The organism is Candidatus Sulfotelmatobacter sp. (assembly GCA_036500765.1).
Classification (GTDB): Bacteria; Acidobacteriota; Terriglobia; order Terriglobales; family Acidobacteriaceae; genus Sulfotelmatobacter.
The window spans coordinates 285,333-310,209 of the sequence record DASYBM010000004.1 but is presented as its reverse complement, the minus strand read 5'-3'; the positions used below and the strand labels follow the sequence as shown (position 1 = coordinate 310,209).

The 24,877-nt window shown below is 57.7% G+C and carries 24 protein-coding genes and 1 pseudogene; 14 read left to right on the top strand and 11 right to left on the bottom strand.

Features of this window, described 5'->3' with window-relative positions; genetic code table 11:
* Positions 1-44: 44 nt before the first annotated feature.
* The 7 genes from VGM18_04090 to carA form a co-directional block, all read right to left on the bottom strand.
* On the bottom strand, positions 45-704 hold the full coding sequence (locus VGM18_04090; protein ID HEY3972158.1) for a TetR/AcrR family transcriptional regulator: 660 nt from the start codon (positions 702-704) through the stop codon (positions 45-47).
* A gap of 137 nt (positions 705-841) precedes the next feature.
* A complete protein-coding gene (locus VGM18_04085; GenBank protein ID HEY3972157.1) occupies positions 842-1,918 on the bottom strand; it encodes a dihydrodipicolinate synthase family protein in 1,077 nt (358 codons plus the stop codon).
* Between the two features lie 24 nt (positions 1,919-1,942).
* Positions 1,943-2,350, bottom strand: coding sequence for a PIN domain-containing protein (locus VGM18_04080; protein HEY3972156.1), 408 nt, complete (start codon positions 2,348-2,350; stop codon positions 1,943-1,945).
* Positions 2,347-2,574 (bottom strand): ribbon-helix-helix protein, CopG family, encoded by a 228-nt coding sequence (locus tag VGM18_04075; protein ID HEY3972155.1) that lies wholly within the window; start codon positions 2,572-2,574, stop codon positions 2,347-2,349. The genes VGM18_04080 and VGM18_04075 overlap by 4 nt, the downstream gene beginning before the upstream one ends.
* A 158-nt stretch (positions 2,575-2,732) precedes the next feature.
* Positions 2,733-6,026, bottom strand: coding sequence for a carbamoyl-phosphate synthase large subunit (gene carB / locus VGM18_04070; GenBank protein ID HEY3972154.1), 3,294 nt, complete (start codon positions 6,024-6,026; stop codon positions 2,733-2,735).
* Positions 6,027-6,704 carry a SpaA isopeptide-forming pilin-related protein gene (locus tag VGM18_04065; GenBank protein ID HEY3972153.1) on the bottom strand — a complete coding sequence of 226 codons (678 nt, stop codon included), beginning with the start codon at positions 6,702-6,704 and terminating at the stop codon, positions 6,027-6,029.
* 104 nt (positions 6,705-6,808) lie between these two features.
* Entirely contained in the window at positions 6,809-7,939 is a 1,131-nt protein-coding gene (gene carA, locus VGM18_04060) for a glutamine-hydrolyzing carbamoyl-phosphate synthase small subunit (GenBank protein ID HEY3972152.1), read from the bottom strand.
* Positions 7,940-8,388: 449 nt separating this feature from the next.
* Here carA and VGM18_04055 point away from each other — a divergent pair, with 449 nt between their 5' ends.
* Entirely contained in the window at positions 8,389-8,604 is a 216-nt protein-coding gene (locus VGM18_04055) for a hypothetical protein (GenBank protein HEY3972151.1), read from the top strand.
* Positions 8,605-9,125: 521 nt separating this feature from the next.
* On the opposite strand, the gene lepB is transcribed toward VGM18_04055, so the two are convergent.
* A complete protein-coding gene (gene lepB / locus VGM18_04050) occupies positions 9,126-9,725 on the bottom strand; it encodes a signal peptidase I (GenBank protein HEY3972150.1) in 600 nt (199 codons plus the stop codon).
* A 114-nt stretch (positions 9,726-9,839) separates the two neighbouring features.
* Between lepB and VGM18_04045 the strand changes: the two genes are divergently transcribed.
* From VGM18_04045 to VGM18_04030, 4 genes are all read left to right on the top strand, one after another.
* Positions 9,840-10,322: a CYCXC family (seleno)protein gene (locus VGM18_04045; GenBank protein HEY3972149.1), complete on the top strand. Its 483-nt coding sequence runs from the start codon at positions 9,840-9,842 to the stop codon at positions 10,320-10,322.
* A gap of 191 nt (positions 10,323-10,513) precedes the next feature.
* The gene (locus VGM18_04040) at positions 10,514-11,089 is read left to right on the top strand and encodes a hypothetical protein (GenBank protein HEY3972148.1); all 576 of its coding nucleotides are present in this window, start codon (positions 10,514-10,516) and stop codon (positions 11,087-11,089) included.
* Positions 11,090-11,107: 18 nt separating this feature from the next.
* Positions 11,108-12,217: a gluconeogenesis factor YvcK family protein gene (locus tag VGM18_04035; protein ID HEY3972147.1), complete on the top strand. Its 1,110-nt coding sequence runs from the start codon at positions 11,108-11,110 to the stop codon at positions 12,215-12,217.
* Positions 12,218-12,345: 128 nt separating this feature from the next.
* On the top strand, positions 12,346-12,807 hold the full coding sequence (locus VGM18_04030) for an acyloxyacyl hydrolase (protein ID HEY3972146.1): 462 nt from the start codon (positions 12,346-12,348) through the stop codon (positions 12,805-12,807).
* 59 nt (positions 12,808-12,866) lie between these two features.
* On the opposite strand, the gene VGM18_04025 is transcribed toward VGM18_04030, so the two are convergent.
* A complete protein-coding gene (locus VGM18_04025) occupies positions 12,867-14,420 on the bottom strand; it encodes a hypothetical protein (GenBank protein ID HEY3972145.1) in 1,554 nt (517 codons plus the stop codon).
* Positions 14,421-14,791: 371 nt separating this feature from the next.
* Between VGM18_04025 and ftcD the strand changes: the two genes are divergently transcribed.
* The 7 genes from ftcD (at position 14,792) to VGM18_03990 (ending at position 21,620) form a co-directional block, all read left to right on the top strand.
* Complete coding sequence (gene ftcD / locus VGM18_04020) at positions 14,792-16,285, top strand: glutamate formimidoyltransferase (protein HEY3972144.1); 1,494 nt, start codon at positions 14,792-14,794, stop codon at positions 16,283-16,285.
* A gap of 143 nt (positions 16,286-16,428) precedes the next feature.
* On the top strand, positions 16,429-17,859 hold the full coding sequence (locus tag VGM18_04015) for an alkaline phosphatase family protein (protein ID HEY3972143.1): 1,431 nt from the start codon (positions 16,429-16,431) through the stop codon (positions 17,857-17,859).
* Positions 17,860-18,177: 318 nt separating this feature from the next.
* A complete protein-coding gene (locus tag VGM18_04010; GenBank protein ID HEY3972142.1) occupies positions 18,178-19,110 on the top strand; it encodes a hypothetical protein in 933 nt (310 codons plus the stop codon).
* A 252-nt stretch (positions 19,111-19,362) separates the two neighbouring features.
* Positions 19,363-20,472, top strand: coding sequence for a hypothetical protein (locus VGM18_04005; GenBank protein HEY3972141.1), 1,110 nt, complete (start codon positions 19,363-19,365; stop codon positions 20,470-20,472).
* Between the two features lie 41 nt (positions 20,473-20,513).
* The gene (locus VGM18_04000) at positions 20,514-20,951 is read left to right on the top strand and encodes a hypothetical protein (GenBank protein ID HEY3972140.1); all 438 of its coding nucleotides are present in this window, start codon (positions 20,514-20,516) and stop codon (positions 20,949-20,951) included.
* A 60-nt stretch (positions 20,952-21,011) separates the two neighbouring features.
* Positions 21,012-21,275 (top strand): hypothetical protein, encoded by a 264-nt coding sequence (locus VGM18_03995; protein ID HEY3972139.1) that lies wholly within the window; start codon positions 21,012-21,014, stop codon positions 21,273-21,275.
* Positions 21,276-21,620, top strand: a complete 345-nt coding sequence (locus VGM18_03990) for a hypothetical protein (GenBank protein HEY3972138.1) — start codon at positions 21,276-21,278, stop codon at positions 21,618-21,620. It abuts the gene before it with no gap.
* Between the two features lie 40 nt (positions 21,621-21,660).
* Here VGM18_03990 and glmU read toward each other — a convergent pair whose 3' ends face one another.
* Entirely contained in the window at positions 21,661-23,127 is a 1,467-nt protein-coding gene (glmU, locus tag VGM18_03985; GenBank protein HEY3972137.1) for a bifunctional UDP-N-acetylglucosamine diphosphorylase/glucosamine-1-phosphate N-acetyltransferase GlmU, read from the bottom strand.
* A gap of 180 nt (positions 23,128-23,307) precedes the next feature.
* Between glmU and VGM18_03980 the strand changes: the two are divergent.
* Positions 23,308-23,532 (top strand): annotated as a pseudogene (locus tag VGM18_03980) (DUF4242 domain-containing protein).
* 6 nt (positions 23,533-23,538) lie between these two features.
* Here VGM18_03980 and VGM18_03975 read toward each other — a convergent pair.
* Positions 23,539-24,321 carry an SDR family oxidoreductase gene (locus VGM18_03975; GenBank protein HEY3972136.1) on the bottom strand — a complete coding sequence of 261 codons (783 nt, stop codon included), beginning with the start codon at positions 24,319-24,321 and terminating at the stop codon, positions 23,539-23,541.
* A gap of 308 nt (positions 24,322-24,629) precedes the next feature.
* Between VGM18_03975 and VGM18_03970 the strand changes: the two genes are divergently transcribed.
* Positions 24,630-24,875: a glutaredoxin family protein gene (locus tag VGM18_03970; GenBank protein HEY3972135.1), complete on the top strand. Its 246-nt coding sequence runs from the start codon at positions 24,630-24,632 to the stop codon at positions 24,873-24,875.
* Positions 24,876-24,877 lie beyond the last annotated feature (2 nt).

Genomic DNA, 24,877 nt, shown 5'->3' with positions numbered 1-24,877 from the left:
TCTAGACTTCCGAACCCCTTAAAGCACAGCTTCAGGCCGCGCCGTTATCGCTCTTTGCGGGCTTTTGTGCTCGTCATAACTCCGCGCAGGAAGACGTCACCCATTTCGCCGGCAATCGACGCGGCATCGCCGTCCACGCGGGAGTTGTGCCAGGTATAAATCCAGTTCATCATGCCGAACAGGCTCAGGACAGCGATGCGCGTGGAGAATTGCAGGACACGATCGCGCTTCAAATCATCGAGCAGGCCAACGCAAATCCTGTAATACTCCCGCTTGATGGCCGCCACTTCCGACGCGAAGCCGTTTTTCAACGCTTCGGCCTCGTGCGACAGAACCTTCATTGCCGCCTGATTGGCCAGAAAATATTCCAGGTGATTCAGAATGAAAATCCGGATGCGTTCTTCGGCGTCGGTGACCCCTTCGAGCCGCGCTTTCAGTCGCTGCACGATCGTGGTAAATGTGTGCTTCTGGATCAGGTAGAGCAGGCGCTCTTTGGATTCGAAGTAGTAATAGAGTCCGGCGAGCGACATGCCGCTCTCGCGGGAAAGGTCGCGCATCGAAGCGCCTTCGTAGCCCTTCTTGCAAAAAACTTCAGTGGCGTGCGCCAGGATCTCAGCCAGACGTTTGTCATACCGGGTCGCCGGTACAGGAGCGCCGCGATGGGGTCGCGCACTCGCTCGGGTTGCGGTGGAAGGAGTCGCCATGGTCCGCGGTTGTGATTCGGATGTTCCGATTCCGGAACGCTCGCTTCGAAGTTCCATTCGGGCGCTTCAATTCGAACGTTCGTTCGAATCAAGTATACGCCGATCGTGACCTGGATCACAAGATGCATGGGCCACAATCAGTTCCTCACATCCGCCAGCATCTGCTCAATCTCAGCCTTCAGTTCGGCCGTCAGCGGAAGAAACGGCAGCCGGGATGTGCCGCCATAGTAGCCGTTGAAATCCATGCCGTGCTTTACACCCGGCACGCCCAAATCGCTGACCACCCGCTGCGCCGCCTTAGCAATTCGCTCCTGCTTTAGACGCGCGAGGTCCGCATCGCCTTCTTTCCACGCGGCATAGATTTCGTAGCACGCAGTCGGCGCCGGGCAGGCAAACGCGAGTATCGCCCCTACAGCACCGGCGTCGAGCGAGGCTTGCAGCTTTTGCGCCGCACCTACGAGGACCTGGAATCCGACCGCTTTTTGGCGCGTTTTCATGTTGCCCACGACCGTGACCGCCGACGAAGAAGGCTTCACGTTAGAACTACCTGCCAGCATTCCGACCTGTACGAGTTCCCCGCCACCATTGCCCGGTCCCGCATTTGCGGCGGCGATCATGCGCGCAGTGACCGCGTCGAACGTTTCCGTAACGGTAGCGCTGCGCTTGACGTGCCGCGTTCCCTCGACCATCTTGCGAACTTTCTCCACGTCGCCGCTCGATTCTTTGATGCCGATCACATTCGGATGCCCGGCCAGTTCGATCACCACCTCCGCAGGCATATCGTATCCGGTGGCCTGCGGGAAGTTGTAAATGATGACCGGCAGCGGCGAACGATCCGCGACAGTGCGGTAGAAAGCAAGCAGGTTCGCCGTCTGCATCTGCTTCTTGTAATAGTGCGGCGTCCGCACCATGGCCACGTCGTAGCCAAGTTCGGCGGCGTATTCGGTGAGCCGCAGCGTCTCGATCGCCGACTCGACGCCGGTGCCGGCAACGAGCACTTTGTGCGGAGCGGCAGCCTCGCGCGCCGCTTTAAATACCTCACGCCGTTCCTGATCCGAGAGAAGAATCGCTTCGCCCGTCGAGCCGAGCACGACGACCCCCGCCACCGGCGTACGCGAGTAGCGCTCGACGTTCGATTCGAGCTTTTTGAAATAAACGTTGCCGTCGGGATAGAACGGGGTCGTGATGGGAGGGAGAATACCCTGAAGAAGCATGGCGTTTACCTGAATCTCAGCGTATCACTTCTTCGGTGGGCAGAGGAGCGGAATGGCTTCACGCTTATTGCGCCGATAGATGCGAAAGTCGTCTTCGTCGACCGTAATGACGATGTGGCGAGGATAAAGTTCGCTCATCCGGATGAGGCAAAGATCGGCCAAATCGGGGTCGCGATCGGAATAACGCAACGCCAGATCGTAAAGTTGCTCCTGATGGCTTGCGCAGTCAAACGCTACGCGAACCATGTTGTCGCGTAGCATCCCGATCACATCGGCGCTGGACTGGAGGTGAAAGGCGGTTTCGGCCAGCACAGCCTCACATGTCAGGACGGGCCAGTTAATTTGTTCGCCGATCTCGGCCGCCCAGCGGTGATATTGGTCGTTGTTACGCGCCAAAGCGACGAGCAGGCCAGTATCAGCGATGGCCTTCATTTGCGCGAGAAACCTTTGCGGCTGGATACATCCGGCGGACCACCCTTTATGATCCCGACGTATTTCCGCCAGGCCTCGTTATTGTTCGAAGGTTGCTCCTGTGAAAGCCCAGTCTCCACAAACTCTCGAACCACCCGGCCGAGCGGCAAACCGGTACGCCGAGCCTTAGCGCGGAGGCGGTCGAGCAGTTCCTCTGGAAGTCGAATTGTGATTGTGTTACTCATGTGACAGGATTGTAACACATCTTAAGAGCTATTGATATAACTAGGACTTAGGGGGCCAGAACTGAGACCGGCGCACCCACAGCGAGAACAGCTCGCCAGCCGCCACGACACCAGATTCCACGGCAACCAGATTAAAGATCGATGGCCTGATCGTCGCATTATCGAGTCAGATTCGTTCTTTCCGCGTGCAAATGCTGTAGGGCCTTCACATTCACTTCACCGCGCTGGAGGGCAGCAATACCCTCGGCCGCGGCCCGCGCCGCTGCCAACGTTGTGATGGTCGGAATCCGCGCTGTCACTGCGGCTCGTCGGATTGCCTTCTCGTCGAACCATGGCTCCAGTCCCGTAGGCGTGTTCACAATGAGTTGAATGCGCTGGCCCTTGATAAAATCGACCACGTTTGGCCGTCCTTCTTTCACTTTGTAGACGCGCTCTACGTTCATGTAGGCATCCTCGATCACATCGGCTGTTCCGGCTGTCGCCACCAGCTTGAATCCCATGTCGACAAACTTACGCGCGAGTTGCGCGACATGCTTTTTGTCGTGGTCGGTCACGCTGATGAAGACCGCGCCCTGCGTGGGCAGTTTCTGTCCTGCTGCGAGTTGTGCTTTGGCGAACGCTTCCCCGAAGTTGTCGGCCACACCCATCACTTCGCCGGTGGATTTCATCTCCGGCCCCAGTACGGTATCGACACCCGGAAACTTGTTCCACGGGAACACCGGGGATTTCACATAGTAGAAACTGCCGGTGTCGAGATCGGCGCGCCGTTCCACGAACTCCGGCAAGAACTCGCGCAGCTTGCGGCCAGTCATGAGCCGCGCCGCAATTTTGGCCATTGGCACGCCGGTAGCCTTGGAAACGAACGGCACGGTGCGCGAGGCCCGCGGATTCACTTCGAGCACATAGACTTTGTCGCCCTCGCCACTCGGCCCGCCGTTTCCACGCGGAATGGCAAACTGAATATTCATCAGCCCCACAACTTTCAGGGCTCGCGCCAGTTTGAACGTATAGTCGCGCATTCGTTCGAGCAGCGCCTGCGCAATATCGACCGCAGGCAGCACACACGACGAATCGCCGGAGTGAATCCCAGCCTCTTCGATGTGCTGCATGATTCCGCCAATCACGACATCTTCGCCGTCCGACAACGCGTCGACATCGACTTCAATCGCGTCTTCGAGGAAGTGATCGATCAGCACCGGGCGGTCGTGGGAATATTCAACCGCCTCTTTCATGTAGCGAACGATCGACGCTTCATCGTAAGCAATCACCATGGCGCGCCCGCCGAGCACGTACGAAGGCCGAACCAGCACGGGATAACCGATGCGTCCCGCGCCTTCGACCGCTTCCTCGATGGACGTGGCCATCACACCGGGAGCCTGGGGAATCTGCAATTCCTCGAGGAGCTTGTTGAAATGCTTGCGGTCTTCGGCCAAGTCGATCGACTCGGGCGACGTGCCGATGATCCTGACCCCTGCGGCTTTCAAGGGCAGCGCCAGGTTCAGCGGCGTCTGCCCGCCAAACTGCACGATCAAGCCGACATCCGCGCCCTTCGAAGTTTCGTGCTGATAGATCGCGAACACATCTTCGAACGTGAGCGGCTCGAAGTACAGGCGGTCGCTGGTGTCGTAATCGGTCGAGACGGTTTCAGGATTGCAATTGATCATGATCGTCTCGTAGCCGTCATCGCGCAGCGCGAACGACGCGTGGCAGCAGCAGTAGTCAAACTCAATTCCCTGCCCGATGCGATTCGGCCCGCTGCCCAGAATAATCACTTTCTTTTTGTCGGTCGGCGCTGCCTCGTCTTCATCTTCGTAAGTCGAGTAGAGATAGGGCGTGAAACTTTCGAACTCGGCCGCGCACGTGTCAACGCGCTTATATACCGGCATTACGCCATGTTTCTTGCGCAGATGCCGGACTTTTTCTTGCCCTTCCAGTCGCCACGCAGCCGCCAGCCGGCCATCGGAGAATCCCATGCGCTTCGATTCGCGCAGTACTTCGGTTGGAATCGACTCCATGGGATGCTTCTCCAACTCCAGTTGCTGGTCGTTGATCTCCTTTAATTGATAAAGAAACCACGGATCCATCGAGGTCATCTTCGCGATCTGCTTTACCGTATGGCCCTGGCGCAGCGCGAACTGTACATAAGCCAGGCGCTCGGGATGCGGCGTCACCAGCCGTTTTGTCAGAATTTTCGGTTCGAGCTTGTCAGCACCCACGCGCTTGCCGGTATCGAGCGAGCGGATGCCCTTCATCAGCGCTTCTTTGAAGGTGCGGCCGATGGCCATTACTTCGCCGACTGACTTCATCTGCGGCCCCAGCGTGTCGTCGGCGCCGGGAAATTTCTCGAACTGCCACTTCGGAATCTTCACCACGACGTAGTCGAGCGTCGGCTCGAAACAGGCCGGAGTCTTGCGCGTGATGTCGTTGGGAATCTCGTCGAGCGTGTATCCCACAGCAAGTTTCGCCGCGATCTTTGCGATGGGGAATCCCGTGGCCTTCGAGGCCAGCGCCGATGAGCGCGACACGCGCGGGTTCATCTCGATCACAACCATGCGCCCGGTTTCGGGATTTACGCCGAACTGAATGTTGGACCCGCCCGTGTCAACGCCGATCTCGCGGATCACGGCGATCGAGGCATCGCGCATCGCCTGATACTCGCGGTCGGTGAGCGTCTGTATCGGCGCAACGGTAATCGAGTCGCCGGTGTGCACGCCCATGGGATCGAAGTTTTCGATCGAGCAGATGATGATGACGTTGTCTTTGGTATCGCGCATCACCTCGAGCTCGAATTCTTTCCAGCCCAGCACCGATTCCTCAATCAGAGCTTCGTGCACAGGAGAAAAATCGAGTCCGCGGCTGAGCACTTCCACCATTTCTTCGCGGTTGTAAGCAATGCCGCCGCCCGATCCGCCGAGCGTGAACGATGGCCGGATGATCACCGGAAATCCAATCTTCCCCGCGAACTCAAGGCCGTCTTTCGTGTTATTGACCAGCGCCGACTTGGGCACGTCGAGCCCGATCTTCTGCATCGCGTCTTTAAAGAAGAGCCGGTCTTCCGCTTTCTTGATGGCAGCCACGTTCGCGCCGATCAAAGTCGCGTTGTACTTTTCCAGCACGCCGCCGTCGGAAAGTTCGATCGCCAGGTTTAAAGCAGTCTGCCCGCCTACGGTCGGCAGCACGGCGAATCCCGCGCCCGGCGACATTTCCCGCTCGATGCGAATGATCTCTTCGAGATATTCCAGGGTAAGCGGCTCAATATAAGTCCGGTCGGCCGACTCGGGATCGGTCATGATGGTGGCCGGATTCGAATTCGCCAGCACAACTTCATAGCCCTCAGCCTTGAGCGCCTTGCAAGCCTGCGTGCCCGAGTAATCAAACTCCGCCGACTGCCCAATAATGATGGGCCCGGAGCCGAGGATCAGAATTTTCGAGATGTCAGTGCGTTTTGGCATTTATTTTGAATCGGACTCGTCCTTATTCTCGTACGCGAGCGATCCGCATATACCCGGTGAAAGAGTTAGGTCCAAGGACAGCGCTTTGGCCAACGGATCAATTTCGATGGGAATGTAGCCATCATCGGCTCGGTAACGCTGGGTTCCGGCTTGAGGCAGCTCAATGTGGAGCGCGTATAATCCCGCAGGCACCTGATGAAAACTGAACGCTCCAGATCCGCTCGAAACCTGCGACTCCACAACCTCGCCCGACGCAGCTTGCATTAGCGTCAGCCTTGCTTCGCCAAGAGGACCGAAGACAGGGTGAACCTGGTCCTCAAATCCTGAGCGATCGGTTTTGAGTTGGGCGTTGAGTAGTCCCGAAGCAGACTGCACCGAAACAGTCTTCTCTCCTTGAGGCCATTCGAATGTGAGCGGACTGTCAGGCTTTTTCGATGGACGACCCAGCACCAACACTTCCACGGAAAGAGGAAATGCAGGCTGTCCGACATCCACGTAGTAGGAGCCGGGCCTGATCGCTCTGAACGTAACGAAACCGTTTTCGTTTGTCGTGAGGGTTAGAACCGGCCGGCTATCTTCGTCGGCTTTCTTCGGATCCGTGCTTAACTCGATCTGAAGACCGGGAAGTGGCTTGCCAAGATGTACCACCCTGACCGCGAAGTTGCGTCCCACTTTCACAGGAATCGACGAATATGAACAAGCCGAGGCATCGGGAGTTCCAAAAATCAGACACAAATAGCACCACGCTGCGATCTTCGCAACTCGGCGCTGATCCAGAATCTTCACCCCTTCCACTCCTCCATCATCTTCGTAAACTCCCTGAACAGATAATGCGAATCATGCGGCCCCGGCGCGGCTTCTGGGTGATACTGCACGCTGAACAGAGGCAGGTTGCGATGGCGCAGGCCTTCTAGCGTCTGATCGTTTAAGTCGACATGCGTCAATTCGACTTCACTCTCGGCCAGCGAATCAGGATCGACCGCGAAGTTATGGTTGTGCGCCGTGATCTCGATCTTCCCGGTCTTCAGCTGCTTGACGGGATGATTCCCGCCGTGGTGGCCAAACTTTAGCTTGAAAGTTTTGCCGCCCAAGGCGATTCCAGTCAGTTGGTGCCCCAGGCAAATGCCAAAAATCGGCTGCCGCCCCATCAGCCTGCGAATCGAATCGACCGCGTACGTACACGGCTCCGGATCGCCCGGGCCATTCGACAAGAAAACTCCGTCGGGCTTCAATGCGAGGACATCCTCCGCCGTCGTCTGCGCCGGTACCACCGTCACTTTGCAGCCCTCGCCGCGTAGCTTGCGCAAAATGTTCTGCTTGATGCCGAAGTCGTAGGCCACTACGTGAAATCGTGGCGGCTCGTCTTTCACTCCGACTACGGCGACCGGTTCGTGCGATCGCTCGCCCAACTCCCAAACGTACGGCCGCTTCGTGCTCACTTCCTTGGCGAGATCGGTCCCGTCCATCTTGGGGATCGACCGCGCCTTGGCGATCAGCTTGTCGGCATCGTTCTCAATCGTCGAAACCACGCCGCGCATCACCCCATGATCGCGCAGATGCCGCACCAGCGCCCGCGTGTCGATGTCGGACAGCACAGGCACCTTGAACTGTTCGAGGTATTCCTCAGCGACCTGCTGCGAGCGCCAGTTCGAGCTGACGCGCGAGAACTCGCGCACGATCAGACCTTCGATCCACGGACGCGTGGCTTCGTTATCTTCGTGGTTGGTGCCGTAATTTCCGATTTCAGGGTTGGTCAGGACAACAATCTGCCCGGAGTAGGACGGGTCGGTGAAAATTTCCTGGTAGCCAGTGATGGAAGTATTAAAAACGACTTCGCCGTAGCATTCGCTTTTGGCGCCGTAGCCTTTGCCTCGGAAGACTCTGCCGTCCTCCAGCGCAAGGATAGCCTGCATTCTCGCTCCGGTGAGTGGATTTTAAATACTCTATCAGGGAATCACGCTGCGGGCCAGCAAAACGCCGTGGGGAAATTCGCCACGACTCAGTCAGAGACCTAATAAACCTTGACCGCAGGATAAAATCGATATACAGTCCTCCGCAATTCTAAATTGTTATGTCGTTCCCAATGAGCACATGGGGCAAACGCATCGAGGTCACGACTAACCTCGCCATATTGTTCGCGTTCGTGCTAGTGGGCGCGCTCGCTGCAAAAAGGCTCAGAGAGCCCTCTCAGTTTAATGCTGCCCCGTCGGTTGGCGAAACGGTGTCTCTTCCAGGGATACAGTGGTCTAAGTCCGAGCGGAATCTGGTGCTGGCGCTAAGCACGAACTGCCACTTTTGTACAGATAGCGCCGAATTCTACCAACAGCTCATTCCCTCCGCCGCCAAAGCCGGAGTCCGCGTCGTGGCGGTCCTCCCTCAGCCGATCCCTGACACCAGTTCCTATCTTGGAAAGCTTCACGTGTCGGTTCAGGACGTTGTGCAGAGCCCGTTGATTGCCGTGGAGGTTTCGGGGACACCCACAATCCTGATGATCGACGGGACAGGCAAGATAAGAAAAGCATGGGTGGGCAAATTGACTCCAGATCAGGAACAGCAGGTAATTGCGGATTTGCGTTGACGAGGCCAAATATTGCTTTGATCGGAAAAACGCTTAAGAAGGGAAAACACAATGGAAATCGTCCGTCGAAATAAACTAGCCAAGAAGATAATTCTTCTCTTGGCTTTGATGGGAGCTCTCGGTTATCTCGGTGAGGCCACACGGGCGCACGCAGGCACAGGCGCCTGCTATGATGCGTGCGACTCGGCCTTAAACAGTTGCATGGTGAGGTGCGGTATAAATAACCCCACCTGTTACCCTGGATGCCAAGCGGCATTTACAGCCTGTAATGAAGCCTGCATTTGCGAGGGCAATCCTCGCGGATGCCAATAGTGTGCTCTCTGCGGTTGGCCGTTTCTAGCGAATAACGCGCCAGACAACAGTGGGAGGGGCGCCTCTTGAGCGCCTCCCACCTGCCCCGCGAAAAGTGCGACCACGGAAGCTTCCGCATTTTGACCCTCAATCGCTAACGCAATAACTCTGGACAGCGTGCACCCCGTAGGTAAAGGCGTAAAAAATCGATCCTTGGAGGGAACGCCGCCTCACCGCACCCGTCCCAGCTTATCCATAGGCCAATACCCAAACACGGCCTTGCCGTAGATAAAACTCTGATTCACCGGGCCGAAATCGCGGCTGTCGTTTGACATCGAGCGATGATCGCCCAGTACGAAGTAGGAATTCTCGGGAACCGCAATTTCCGGATACGATCGCGAATCGGTATAGGCGGGAGGAACGTAGTCCTCGTCGAGCGCCTCGTTGTTCACATAGACCTGGCCGCCATCGATGCGGATGCGGTCGCCCGCCATCCCAATCACGCGCTTGATGTAGCTCTTGGAGGGATCCCGTGGGTAACGGAAGACCACAATGTCGCCTCGCTCAATCGGTTCCAGTCGGTATACAAACTTATTGACGAAGATGCGTTCCTGATCTTCGAGCGAGGGCATCATACTGGTTCCCTCGACCTTTACCGGCTGATAAAGGAAGATGATGATGAAGGCGGAAATGGCCAACGAAATAATCAGGTCGCGCACCCAAACGCCGATCCCGCTGGCGGGCCGCACCGGAGCCGGGATGATCGGCTCGGCGCTGACTGGCATAGGCGTCTGGCCGGACGCACCGGGCTCTGAAATCGCGCCTGACATGTCATTCCATTGTATACAGAACCGGTACCCGAGGCACTCGCGCACGTCCTCGTCCACTTCCGGCCTTCCCCAGCCTCAGGATAGAATGGAGAATACGAGGTTTCCGAAAATCCCATGCTATACGTTCTTCAGAACAAAATCGTACATCGTAGCCTGACGCTGGCTTTTCTCTTTCTGGTAACTCTGACCATGTCGGCGCAGTGGGCCTCGCCGCAGGAGGAAGAAGGGGGCATCCCGGCCTACAACGCAGGCCCTCCGCCTAAAGGCGCTAAACTGCCTCCGCTTTTGACTAAGGCCGACCTCTGGGGAGCCGATGCGCAGAATCCCTATCAGACCCACGCCTACGAACTTGCCGCCAAGATTCCTACTGTGCTCTACCAGCAGCCTTGCTATTGCTATTGCGACCGCATGGGCCACAAGAGCCTGCACAGCTGCTATGAAAATACGCATGGAGCGCAGTGCGCGACCTGTCTAAAGGAGCTTTACTACAGCTATCGGCAGCATCAGAAAGGTAAGACCGCCACCCAAATCCGCGCCGGCATCATCAAGGGCGAGTGGAAGCAGATCGACCTGATTCAAGCCGAGACGATGAATTAGTACTGAGTTCCGAGTACTGAGTACCGAGAAAGTTCCCCCGGCTCCTCCGCTCGGCGACTCGCTACACGGTACTCGGTATTCGCCCTGCAACTGGACCTGCACCCGGTGTTTGGGCGATACTTTATTGCTCGGTGAGAGAGCGCAATTTTAAGGAGTTCCCCATTACCAAGAGCACAGGAAGAGTTTTGCACATGGCTCAGAAACCTACCGCGAAAAAGAGTGCGGCGGACGATCCGCATTACACACAGGCGCTGCAAAGCTACGAACTCGGACTGCGCGCCATGCAGGAGCACAAGTTCGACAAGGCGAAGCCTCATTTCCAGAAAGTGATCGCCGGGCCCATCCGGGAACTGGTGGACCGCGCCAACGTTCATCTCAGCATCTGCAACCAGCATCTGGAGCGCTCCGTGGCCACCCAGTTCAAGACGCCCGAGGAGCACTTCGACTTCGCGGTCTCGCTCATGAATGTCGGCGACTACGTGACGGCCCGCGAGCATCTGGAGAAACTGTTCAAGCAGAATGCTAAGTGGGATTATGTGGTCTATGGCCTGGCTGCGCTCGATTGCCTTACCGGCCACGTCGAAGATTCGCTGCGGCGTCTGGATGAAGCTCTGCGCCTGAATTCTCAACTGCGCTTCCAGGCGCGCAACGACTCCGACTTCCAGAATCTGGCGGAGGATCCGCGCTTCACGGAGTTGCTCTACCCAGATCCGGGCGCCGAACTTGGATCTATGGACGGAGAACTGGGTGAAGAAGAGCCTGTCTAAGCGGCCCCGAGCACATCCATGGAAAGCAAAACCGCCGAATCGCTCTCGCCGGAGAAGACTCTGCGCGAGCGCGGCCTGCGCGTAGTCGCCATTGGAGGGGGTACCGGCCTTTCCACTCTGCTCAAGGGCCTCAAGCGCTACGTTCTTTCTCCCGTAGAAACGCAGCCTCCCGCAGAAATTGAAGCGCGACCCGGTTCGCCCGTCATCCGTGATTTATGCGCCGTGGTGACGGTCAGCGATGATGGCGGCTCCAGCGGCCGACTCCGCAAAGAACTTAACATGCTCCCGCCTGGCGACATCCGCAACTGCATCGTCGCCCTCAGCGAAGACGAAGCCCTGCTCTCCAGGCTGTTTCGTCACCGCTTCGAGAAAGGATCGGGACTCGAAGGCCACAGTTTCGGCAATCTATTTTTGGCGGCGCTCACTTCCCTCACCTCCGATTTTTCCGAAGCGGTGCGACTATCTTCTGAGATTCTCGTCACGCGCGGCCACATCTATCCCGCTACCACTTCGAACATTGAACTTGAAGCTCTGATGGAAGACGGCACACGGGTTCGCGGCGAAACCAAAATCACCGCCAGTAATGGCCGCATCCGCGAACTGTTTCTAGTGCCACCAGACGTTGGCCCAATGCCGCAAACTCTGGACGCCATCGCCAACGCCGACATGATCACCATCGGTCCCGGATCGCTGTTCACCAGCCTGATCCCAAACCTGCTGGTGCGCGGCATCGCGCAGGCCATCGTCGAATCGCCGGCCACCAAGATCTACATCTGCAACCTGATGACCCAGGCCAACGAGAGCCTCGGCCTGACCGCGGCTGACCACATCCACGCCTTGAACCGGCACGCGCAGAAGCAACTCTTCGACTTTGCCTTGATCAATCGCACGCCGGTCTCGAATCAGATGAAAGCGAAGTATGCCCTGGAGGGCGCTTGCCAGATCGTCAACGATCTCGACGAAGTTGAGGCGCTCGGCGTAGTCCCCGTTCTCGGAGACTATCTGGAAGAAGGAGAACTTGTCCGCCACAACACCACCCGCGTAGCCTACGACCTGATGCAACTCATGTCCCAACGCCCCAGCTTCGAACGAAATAGTTCCACGGGCAACGACTCGTTCACATCATGAGATCTTTCCTATTCATAAGTTGCCTTCTGGGTTGCCTTGTTGCAATCACTTCAAACCTGTGCGGGGCGCAAGCCGGTCCTGAGCAGGGCGGCCACGAAGTTCAAGTATGGGCTGGCGGAGGCCACTCCGTGAGCGGTGGCCGCGGCGACACGGGCGTCTTCAACGCCGGCCTGCGCTACGGATGGATCCTCACCGGCGCGCATCTCCCCAACTTTCTTCGCGGACGTTTCGAATACGCGGTCGATGCCGTTCCCGTATTTCTAGTCTTTCAGCCCGCCAACACCGTCTATGGTTTAGGCTTCGATCCTCTCGCGCTCAAGTGGAATTTCGAGCGCCACGGCCGCCTCTCGCCCTATCTAGAACTAACCGGCGGCGCGCTGTTCACCAACCATAACGTGCCAACCGATACCAACACCGTAAACTTCATGGACCAGGCCGCGTTGGGCGTCCACCTCCTCGGCGCGAAACACAACGTTAGCCTCGAACTGCGCTACATGCACATCTCCAACGCGGGCTTGGCGAACTTGAACCCAGGAGTGAACACCGTGCAAGTGCGCCTGGGCATTGGGCGCTTCTTCAAATCGAAATAACCGTCTGAGAAAAACGCCGCCAGTCCTACAGGCCGGCGGCGGCGTATGCCTCTGTTTCGCTAATTACCTGGATAGAACAGAAACGTTCCGTAGAGATTGTCCTGGTAGACGACGAACTCCAACGGTCCGGTATAGCCTTCGGCAGGCCCGACGATTGCAAACGACGCGGTCGTCGCCTGGGTCGTGTTGGTCATCTTGTTGAACTGATCAATCCACGTATAAGTCGTTGAGTTCTTCACGTCGACCCCGAGGCTGGCGCCAAATGTCTTGTCCATCCCACCGACTCCAAACATGTTCTCTAACGAGTAGCTCGTCGCGTACGTATCCTTATACCCCTCCCCTGAGGTCAAGGTCGTCGAATACCCTTGCGAGTAATTCACGTTCTTGTTGGGCTCGTAGTCGATGGTGACGTTGCAGTTGGCGTTGCTGCAGGCGGTATAGCGCCCGTCCGCGGTGGTGTTGGAGCCGGACTTGGGCGGAAATTCCTTCGATCCATAGGTGGAACTCGAGAACGGATCCGCCTGGCAGATGTTATACAGATCAGTTCCCGTCTGCGTGCAGAAGTTGTAAGGCGGCGACGACTTCGCCAACGTTGGAGTGAGCGCCGGACCAGAACCGTCCACGTTATTCAGAGCCCAGGTGCGAGAGAAGTTGTTGTTGAAGATGTCCTCACAGGTTAGCCAGTTGGTGTTGGTGCCAGCAATATATTGGTTGTAGAAATCGCCGTTCAGGCAGCCAAGTTCGACGCCGATCATATCCATATCCGGATAGGCCGGCGTATCGTTCAGGTCGTAGCTAAATCCGTTCCACGCAACCGAAGTTTGAGTTCCCGCGGAATTCTCGTACAGCGTGAAATTCGCTAGCGGATTCAGCCAAACGTTAATGTAGTCGTAGTCATGATTGATCCCGTAGGTCGGATCCGCATAGCCGGTGATGGACGTGCTGGAAGAAGTCGTTTGGCTGATTGCAACCGAGGAGGACGAGTCCGCTTCCTGCGTGTACGAGGCTGAACTCGTGGTGGTCTCCTTGTCCGTAATCCCGAAGATACTGATTCCTCCCGAGATGGATACCGATTGCATGATTCCCGTCGAAAACGAGCTCGAAAACATTGTGCTGCTTCCCACAACATTGTTGTCTCCGTACGTAGCCGTGCTTTTCGAGCCGGGAGGCGCGTACATAACGCCGATGATTTTATATTTGGGGTTGAGCCAACCCACCGACGGGTACTGAACAGTGGCGCTGAACGTAAAACCGTTGGTCGTGCTGAAGCTGACGATATCACCAGTCGTCGTGTACATCGTCAGATCGATAGGGAAGTATCCGTTGTCGGGGCAGGGGCCGGATTGGGTCGAGCCCAGGATGTACAACATCTCGTAGGTCGGGAACGAGTAAGTACCGGTCGAATCCGTGTATGAGATCCCATTCACCGTATACTGGTCATAGGTGCCGTAGGAATGGTTCACGGAATCGCAATATTCCACCTTGTACGAACGTGTGTAGCTCAATGTGCCTTTGCCCGCCGTAACTGTGCTGGCAAACATAGCGCCGCAAACCATCGGGAGCAGCGCAGAACACATGAGCATTTTCAAGCAAACCAGTCTCTTCACCGTCATTGAATTCTCTCCTTGCAAACCAGCAGGTTTGCTTTTTGGATACAGTGATCCCCCTTAGGCCAGAAAACAGCCTTGGTGGACATGGCGTGGATGTCGGCCTGATTCCTGGCCGACCAACCGCAACCGAGCTAACGAGAGTGGAGTCGGGCGCACGCGTTGGCGCACCCTAGTGAAGAATACGAGGAGAAGCCTTTCTCCGTCCTACATCCGCAAAACAAAAAGGGGAAACTTGTCGCAGACACTACAGTGCCGCTAGACCCCTGTCAAGACTCAGAAGAACACGCGCCCTTTATTTTCCTTGCCTCGTGATCGTGACCACGTTGAGTCCGCACCTTGCGACTCCCGTGATCGCCAGCTATCCTTCTCCCGTTATGTCCACGCTCGTCGAATGCGTTCCAAACTTCTCCGAAGGCCGCGACAAAGCTAAAGTCGATGCCATCGTCGACGCCATGAAAGTGCCGGGCGTCTATCTGCTCGACCGCGAAATGGACTCCGACCACAACCGCTCCGTCATTACTCTGGTCGGCGAGCGCGAAGTCATTCAGGAAGCCGCCATCCGCGGTGTGGGCAAGGCCTTGGAACTCATCGACTTAAACACCCACACCGGTGCCCATCCCCGGATGGGTGCAGCCGACGTAGTTCCTTTCATCCCCATCGACGGCGTCACTCTCGAAGACTGCGTCGCGATGGCCAATCACGTCGGCGAGCAGATCTGGAAGCGCTTTCGAATTCCCGTCTATCTCTACGAAGCCGCCGCCCGCAGTCCGGAGCGCCAGGGACTCGAAAATATTCGACGAGGCCAGTTCGAAGGCATCCGCGCCGAGATCGCGACCAATCCGGCGCGCTGCCCAGATTTTGGCGAGCCCTGCGTGCATCCCACCGCCGGCGCAACCGTAGTTGGCGCACGCAAATTTCTCATCGCCTATAACGTCTTCCTGAACACGCCCGACGTCGACATCGCCAAGAAGATCGCGAAAGCTGTGCGCTTCTCGAACGGTGGCATGCGCTTCGTGAAGGGCGCCGGCTTTCTGGTGCGTGGGCTGGCTCAGGTTTCGATGAATCTCACCGACTTCGAGCAGACGCCCGTCCATCGCGTCTTTGAGATGGTGAAGCGCGAAGCCGCCCGCTACGGCGTAATTCCCGCCTCGAGCGAGATCGTCGGACTCATCCCCAAGAAAGCTCTGGAGCAGGCAGCCGAGTGGTTCCTGCAAGTCGAGAAGTTCGATTCGTCGTTGATTCTCGAGAACCGCCTGCTGTCGGTCATGAGCGGAAAGATGGCGGTCGGCGGCCTGCGCGCCGGAATCGAACCTTTTGTCGAGCAATTGGCTGCGCCCACTGCGACTCCGGGTGGCGGCAGCGCCTCTGCGGCGGCAGCAGCCATGGCCGCCGGCCTGGCCGTGATGGTCGCCTCCATGTCCCGCGGCAAAAAGGCCTACCAGCAATACGAATCGCAACTCAGTGCCGCCATTGCCCGCCTCACTCCGTTGCGCGAGGAACTCAAGGCCGCCGTCGAAGCCGATGCCGACTCCTACAATTCCGTCATGAAAGCTTACAAAGCGGCTCGCGGCGTCGCGGACGAAAAATCCAGCGATGCTTCCTCAGGCGAAACCATGATCGAATCCGCGCTCAAAGAGGCCACCGCCGTTCCGCTCAGCGTTGCCGAAAAATCCCACGAAGTCGCCCGGATCGCCAAGTCGCTCGTACCCATCACCAATCCAAACATGAAATCTGATTTAACCACGGCTCACGCTTTGGCCGGGGCAGCCGTTACAGGAGCGCTGGCCAACGTAGAAATCAATCTGGCATCGCTGAAAGATCAAGCGTTCATCGCAAGTGTGCGCCAAAGAACCGCGGCTCTCTCATAGATACATTTGGTCGCATTTTTTGGCCGGTAGCGGAGAGACGGTGGGACCCTCTTTTGGACAGTCTGCCTCCTGCGAGTGGAAATCCCTACACCCGGGTTATACCATCGAGAGTAAGTCGCGCCGCCACACACGAGACGTTGCCCATGGACCGAATCGCTTCCCTGTGTCTTTCGCTGTTGCTGCTTTCCTCCGCCGCTGTCTTGCTTAGCTTGAACGGGTGCGGGGGCGGTTCGCAATCTACTCCAACAGCGCCGCCAACGCAGGGAAAAATCCAGCACATCGTGATCATCTTCCAGGAGAACCGCACCCCCGACAACCTGTTTCACGACCCAGTACTGATCGCCAACGGAGCCGACATCGCCAGCAGTGGCCTCGATTCCACGGGCAACACAATCCAGCTCACCGCCACCTCTCTAGGCGTCGACTATGACCTGAGCCATGCGCACTCGGCGTTCGTGGCCATGTACGACGGCGGCAAGATGGATGGCGCCAACAACATCAATATCGTCTGCTACAGCACCACGGACTGCCCACCACCCAATGCCCAGTTTTTGTACGTTCAAGCTTCCGATGTCGGCCCGTACTTCCAGATGGCCGAACAGTACACCTTCGGCGATCGCATGTTTCAAACCAATCAGGGTCCCAGTTTCCCGGCACATCAATTCATTATTTCGGGGACATCCGAACCCAGCACGGGCAGCAACCAGTTCGTCGCGGAAAACGCGGGAGGCATAGCTAATGCTGGCGATAACACGGGCTGCACCGCCCCTCCCGCCGAGTACGTCTCGCTGATCGACCCCACCGGCGCCGAGACTACCAGGATCTACCCTTGCACCGATCATCCCACTCTCACCGATGAGCTCGATTCCGCCGGGATCACTTGGCGCTACTATGCTCCGTCTGCGGGCTCGCTCTGGACCGGTCCCAATGCCATTCAGCATATGTGTGGTCCCAACGCTGCTCCTCCCAACGCCACAGCCTGCGTAGGTTCGGATTGGGTCAATCACGTTGTTCTTTACACTACCGCGAACCCCGCCCCGATCCTTACCGATATTTCATCCAACCAGCTTCCGGCTGTGAGTTGGGTGATCCCGGCGGGGCAGAATTCCGATCACGCCGGAACCCTGACCAACACCAGCGGACCCTCCTGGGTCGCTTCCATCGTGAACGCCATCGGCAATAGTTCGTACTGGTCTAACACCGCGATCGTCGTGACCTGGGACGACTGGGGCGGCTGGTACGATCACGTTCCTCCATTTAAAGTCGTCAACGACGGCACCAGTTGGGGCTCGGGCTACGTCTATGGCTTCCGCGTACCTCTGATCGTGATCTCGCCCTACGCCAAAGCTGCTTATATTTCGCACGCGACCCACGACTTCGGCAGCATCCTGAACCTGATTGAGGAGACTTTCAACTTGAAGTCGCTGGGCTATGCCGATGCCCATGCCGACGATCTTTCCGACTGCTTCGACTTCAGCCAGCCCCCGCTCACTTTTAAGACCATCGATGCGCCTATGAAGGCCGACCACTTCCTCAACGACAAGACTCCGGCCGGCGATCCCGACGATGACTAAAGACGATGATTAAACAGGAGTGCTGTGACAGTGCGGCGGGGCTCGCCAAACCGCAGCTGACACCCTGAGCAAAGCCGCATTTCAGGCGAAGCGAAGGATCTCCCGCCTTGGAGCGTGAGCCCATGTAGACCGATACCGAAATATGATCGGTCCCTTCAAGGCATAGGTTCTTGGGTGTTCGATCAGATAACGGCCATGTCCTTTTGTTCCATTCACGAGGGTTGCAAGTAAACTAGAATGGATCGATCTAACCACACGGGCGGATCGTGCATCCAACAGGAATACACGGAGTCCCGATAATTTCCGATTCGAGGCGTTATGAAACTCTTCAAGATTTACCTGGTTTCTCTCTTGCTCGTGAGCATGGCCTACGCCATGCCGTTGAATTCATCGGCCCGCGCCTGCGTCCCCGGCGATTTGCTGCAACTGATCTCGGTGGATTACCGCGCCCTCAAGGATTCACCGACTGCGATGGCGCTCAAGCAGCAGTTGATGCCCGATAACATCAAGCAGTTTGAGGCTGCCCTCAAGGCCATCGGCCTCGATCCTGAAAAAGATGTCGACACGCTCACCTTTGCCTCATTCCATGCCGGCAAACAGGGCGTAAAAACCGTCGGGGTGGCTGCCGGTCCGTTTAACATGAAGGCCGTGCTCAAAAAGATGAAGCTCCAGAAGTTTGTACCCAAGAAATACGGTACGGCTGAGATTTATCCCATGGACGGCGGCTTCGTTATGAGTTTTCTAGACGACAGCACGCTGCTGTTCGGCGATTCAACCTCGATCCGCGTCGCGCTCGATACCCGAGAGGGCCAGGTTCTAGGCCTCGATACTAACGGCAATATGGCCGACATGATGTCCAGCGTCGACTCCGCCCCCGTGTGGAGCATCCTCGACCAGGCGGGTACGCAGAACATGATGCGCTCCGCCATGGGCGACGCCTCCAAGGTAGCGGACTACGATACCGTCAAGAAACATCTGCAGGGCTCACGCTACACGCTCAGCTTCAACAGCGGCGTCAACTTCGACCTGGCCGTAGTCACGTCCGACACGACGACCGCCGCCACTGTTTCATCGCTGCTCAAAGGCTACATGCTCTACAAGAAGATGAGTGCTTCGGCGGCCGAGAAAGTCGCGGTGGAAAATACCTCCGTCGACTCCGATGGTTCGAACGTCACAGTGCATTTCAAAGCCAACGACCAGCAATTCCAGTCGCTGATGCACTCGGAATTGTTCGCCGCCGTTACCCACTAAGCAGATTTCCTCGGTTTGCGAGAAGGCCGATCCGAAGCATGGATTGGCCTTTTTTATTGGGCTTTTCGCTTGCATTTCCTCCCGCCCCGCAGTACGATTGCCCGCATTGAGACGAGAAGTTCCCGGTTGAGGGGCCACGTTAGCTCTACTTCCTTTTCTCGATACCTTCCCCGTTCGATTCATTGCCCGAGGCCAGTTCCGCAGACCGCGCAAATGCGCCGGCATTCAGTCCGCGAAATGGAGGGTTCGTTTATGAAAAAGAGATTGGGAGGGGCGCGCGCGATTGCCTCTCTGCTGCTCGGGCCGGTAGTCCTCTGCGTCACGGCGTTCGGTCAGGTCGCTCCATCAACTACCGGTTTGGTTCTTACCAACAGCACAACCAGCAACAACCCTTTTCTGTGGCTGGTCGACAGTGGCAGTAACACAGGTTTGTTTCCCATCCTTGAAGTCAGCGGTGGCGTCACGTCGCAGACCTTCGGCATCGAAGTGACGAGCCAGGCAACAACGGCCACGGGCACCGCGCCGACGCTATCGACAATTATGGGGACGGGATTCGGCGGGCTCTCTCTTGTGCAAATGGGTTCTGCCGCGACCAACGGCCCCGGTGTACCTTCGCCGGCTTTTGCCATGTGTGCCAACCAATATGGCACAGGTGGCAGTGGCGGCCAGGGGCCGGACTGTTGGTACTGGCAGGTCCAGGGTGGTGGCGCGAGCAATCCTAACCCTCCCGACACTTTGCAACTGACTCGGCTGCCGACAACCAATACTACGGCTAACCTCACAGTGCTGTTTCCCGCATCGATCAACCTCGCCACGGCGGCATTCACAGGTATTCCCGCTTCAGCGGGGCAGATCACTGTCGGTCCGATGCCCTATGGCGGGACAAACGCAAACGTGCCCGCGACCTTCACCGGCGCCAGCACGAGCAGTACCGCATCAGGAGCCGCAGCAGGGCCTGCGATCATCCAGCCCGGCCAATTGACAGCCGCTACCCCCAACAGCACCTCTACCGAGGGCGCTCTCGAACTCATGCAAACCTATTTGGGAACGAACAATAGCGGGTCAAACTACAATCTTCTCGCCTGTCCCGACAATACGACCGCGCAAGGCGTCGTGGTTTGCGGCACCTCAACCGCTACCGCACAGGTGGTGGGTGTGTATAACAATAATCCTCAACAGGCTGGCGCAACCATTACTCCCATTCGCTATGGACGCGCCCAGATCAAAATTTCGGGTCCGCGGCTACATGGAAAAGCGGGGATTATGTTTGCGTGGACGAGACGAACAACGGATATGTCGTCGATCCCAATAACCCAACCGGAACCAACACACCATGTCCCGCTGGCCAGGCCGTCGGAGTAGCGGTCGGAGACACAAGTGCCACAAGCACAAACACTCATGCAGTGGACCTGACGTTAGCTCCAGTTCCGCAGGGCGGCGCGCTCATGACCTTCTTCTGCGCAGGCGTAGTCTCAGGGGGCAGCACTCAATACTTATACCCCGGCGCGGTCAATACGTCGTGCAGTTCCGCCTCGGCCGGCACGGCGATGCAGCCTGTGAGTTTTTCGGGAACGATCAGGAACCTTGAAGTATTTTACGTAACAGCACCCGGTGCAACTCATACAGACACCTTCACCGTCTATAAGTGTCCCGCGCTGGCAAGCTGTGCAGCGACGACTCGCGCCATTACCTGCCAGATTTCCGGGGCCACAACACCGTCGCACTGCAGCGATACCTCAGACGCGGCCTCGGTGTCGCAAGGGGATGGCATCCAGATCGTGGACGCTGCGGGTGGTTCCTCGACGGCCGCCAACCCGAGAGTAACGGTGCAGATTCAATAACGGCATGGTTTTCATCCTTGGGAGAAACCGTGCGACAAACGATAAGGAGAATAAAATAAGATGAGCGCCTTTGCATTTGCCCTACCTTTCCAGATCAGCTACGTTATTGGCTCGCTCACGCAGGTAGACATCACTTTTAGCATCAGCGGCGGCGACGGCAACGGCGTCCCCGTGGCTACGTCGATAGACTATATCTGGGACGCTTCGCTGGCTGTCTCAGATAATCTCGCCGCCTTGAAAACGGCTGTCGCCAATCAGATCCAGTCTCAATTCAACGTTACAGTTCTCAGCGCGAACGTGAACATCCTGATGGGGGTGATGTAAATGAAAAACGAATTTGCAATCGCGCGTCGCGAATTGTTCAAGAAGCTGGTCGGAGCGGCGGGAGCGGTGGGCCTGGCGGCTCTGCTGCCCACTTCGGCCTCCGCCGAAGGAGGTGCTGCCCCGGGCGCAGTCACCGCGACGGTGCGCGTGATCCTGGCGACCGGAAGCAGCGTGCAGTGGATGGCGGTGACCAGCGGCGGCTTAACGGTCGGAGGACAGACCGCCCTAACGGCAGGCACCGGGCTCAACAACAACATCGTGAAGGCGGCGATCGCCGCCATTATTGCCGCGGGCGGCCCCAAGCTCTCCGCCGCACAGGTGGTCCTGCTAGGCGGCCAAGTTTAGCGTTGTCGCTCGGACGTCGTGGAGAAAACTTGAGGGTTGACTATCGGGTCACTTGTTTCTTGATCCGTACCCAGCCTTCTTTGATTGTCTGTCGGGCGCGGCCAATCGCCAGCGCATCCTGGGGAACGTCCTCGGTAATGCACGACGCCGCTCCCACATACGCCCCTTTGCCCACGCGCACGGGCGCCACCAGCGTGCTGTCGCTGCCAATGAACACTCCATCCTCGATCACGGTCTTATGCTTGTTCACGCCGTCATAGTTGCAGGTGATGGTCCCGGCGCCGATGTTCACGCCTTCCCCAATTTCCGCATCGCCCAGATACGTCAGATGATTCGCCTTCGATCCCCTCCCCAGCTTGATCTTCTTCGTCTCGACAAAATTTCCCACGTGCGCGCCCTCGCCAATCTCGCTACCCGGCCGCAGATGCGAAAACGGCCCGATGATCGCGCCTGTCCCGACACGCGCGCCTTCCATCACGCACCCCGGCCGCACCACAACTCCGTCTCCGATCTCGGCGTCACGAATCACAGAGTAAGACCGCACGCGGCATCCCGTGCCAATCTTCGTGTTGCCCAGCAACTGCACGTAAGGCTCGATGACGGTATCCGGCGCGATCTCTACGTCAGCATCGAAGACGCACGTCGCCGGATAAAACACGGTTACTCCCGCCTCCATCAGTTGCCGGCACTTCCTGAAGCGCATCTTCTCGTCTATATCCGCCAGTTCCGCCCGTGTATTCCCGCCCAGCACTTCGCTGGCATTCGCCGTCTTCCACGCCACCACGCGCTGCCGCACCCTTCGCAGCACCGCCGCCATGTCGGTCAGGTAATACTCTTGCTGGGCATTGTCGGTAGAAAGCTTCTCGATGTTCGCATACAGTTCCTTGACCGCAAAAACGTAGAAGCCGGAATTAATTTCGCGAATGTTTTTCTGCGCGGCGTTTGCCGACTTTTCTTCAACAATCGCCTGAACCTCGGCACTGCCCGCGGATTTTCGCAGCACGCGACCATATCCGGTTGGATTTTCCAAGTCCGCGGTCAGCAGCGTCATCGCGACCCTTTCTTTGCTATGAAAGTCGCGGAGGCGGCCAATCGTATCCGGCGTTATCAGCGGAGCGTCGCCGGAGAGCACGATGAGGTCGTCATAGTCAGTCAACGCCTCCCGAGCGGCCATGAGCGCGTGTCCGGTTCCGCGCTGCTCGGCCTGCACCACAAAATTTATTCCCGTGTGCGCCATCGCGGCCCGCACTCGCTCGGCCTCGTGTCCGATGATGGCGTAGACATCGTTCGGCGGGACGATCCGAGCCGCCGCCCGGACCACATGCTCCAGCAGCGGCTTCCCGCCCACCTCATGTAATACTTTAGGAAGTTGCGATTTGAGCCGGGTTCCCTTACCCGCAGCCATAATTGCCACGGCCACCCGCGGAGGATTCAATGCGGCGGTTTCGGCGCCGATTTTTTTGCCCGAGACGGCCTGTCCAGAAGAACTTGTTTTCGTTTTCTTCATTCGCCCCAATATACCGCGCCCATAGAGCAATGGCTATTTACCGAATCATCGTCTAGAATCTGTGCCGGTCCCACGGCTGCGAGGCTCGACTCTCGCGCCTCACTCACGCGATTAGAGCCAGAGAAAGACATGCTCAAATACATGATTGAACGCGACATCCCCTGAGTTGGCGGCGTAACGCCGGACCAGGTCCTTGCCATATCGCAAAGATCGTGGAGCGTGCTGAACAACCCCGGGCCGCAGATTCAATGGCTTCACAGCTACGTCAGGGGCGACAAGATTTATTGCGTGTATATCGCGCCCCACGAAGAAATGGTGCGCGAACACGCCAAGCAAGGCGGCTTTCCCGCGAACCGAGTCTCTGAGATCAAGCTCGTCATCGATCCGACTTTAGCCGAGGCCTAACGGACATCACAGCCCGATTCCCCCGTCGACAGCCAGAATCTGCCCGGTAATAAACTGCGGCGCTGTAGCGAAGAACAGGACCGCCTGCGCGATCTCATCGCCGCGACCATTGCGCTGCATCGGCGTCTCCTTGGCCATGCGACGCATGAAAGCCGCCGCGGCCTTCTCACCCAAGTCGATCATCCCCGGAGCCACGGCGTTCACCGCAATCTCCGGCGCCAGCGCTTTCGCCATAACTTTTGTTAGCATGTGCAGCGCCGCTTTCGACGAACAATAGTGCGCATGCGTAGCCCACGGCCGCAGCCCGCCCAGCGATCCCATGTTAATGATCTTTCCTTCGACCGGCACTTCGGTGTGCTCCGCCTTCTTTCCCCGCTTCCGCCGCATCCACTTCAGCGCTTCCCGCGATACCAGAAACGGCCCCCGGGTATTCGACGCGAACATGGCGTCCCATTGCCGCACCGTCAACTTCTCGAACTCCACAGTCTCGTAGTTCGCGGCATTGTTGACCAGAATATCGATGCGTCCCAATTCGCGGCCCGCCTCCCGGATCATCGACCGAACGCTGGCCTCATCGGTTATATCGCAGCGCAGCGCGAACGCCCGCACCCCGCACCCCGCCAAATCCACCACAGTCTCCCGCGCCTCGCGCGCCGAGTGGTTGAAAGTAATGGCTACATCCGCCCCCGCCCGCGCGAGCGCCAGCGCCGACGCCCGTCCCAGTCGCTTGGCCGCCCCTGTAATCAGCGCGGTCTTCCCCCGAAGCGGTTTTCCCGATTCTTCTAGCATGCACAGGATTCTATCGCCTTGCACTGACAGGTGTATGTCGGGGAAGGTGTATGTGGGCAAAGGTCCAAGGGTGTGTGTAGGGAAAGGTGTTAAGGCGCCTGTGGGGAAAGGCGTTAAGGCGTATGTGGCGACGGGCGCCTTCATCCGTCCCCCCGCGCACAGCGAGGCGTGCGCCGCCACGGCCCCCGCCATTCCCCGAGGCCGAACTCGCCACTACTCCAGCCACCCAACCTTACAAGATACAAATCTTTGCCGCAGCCGACACTTTGTTACTGAAAAGCCGGTCTCCCCGCGCTAGAATCTCCCACATGTCCGACTCCCGCACCGTCGTGGTTTACTCCCGCAAGGGATGTCATCTGTGCGAAGTCGTAAAAGAAAGTCTATCCAAGCTCTCGCGCCGCGGCGGCTTCACCTGGCAGGAAATCGACGTCGACGCGGACCATGACCTCCGCCGCCAATACACCGACGAAGTCCCTGTTATTTTTATCGATGGCCGTAAAGCCTTCAAGTATCACATGGATGAGCAGGAGTTCCTGCGCCGACTGGCAAGTTGAGC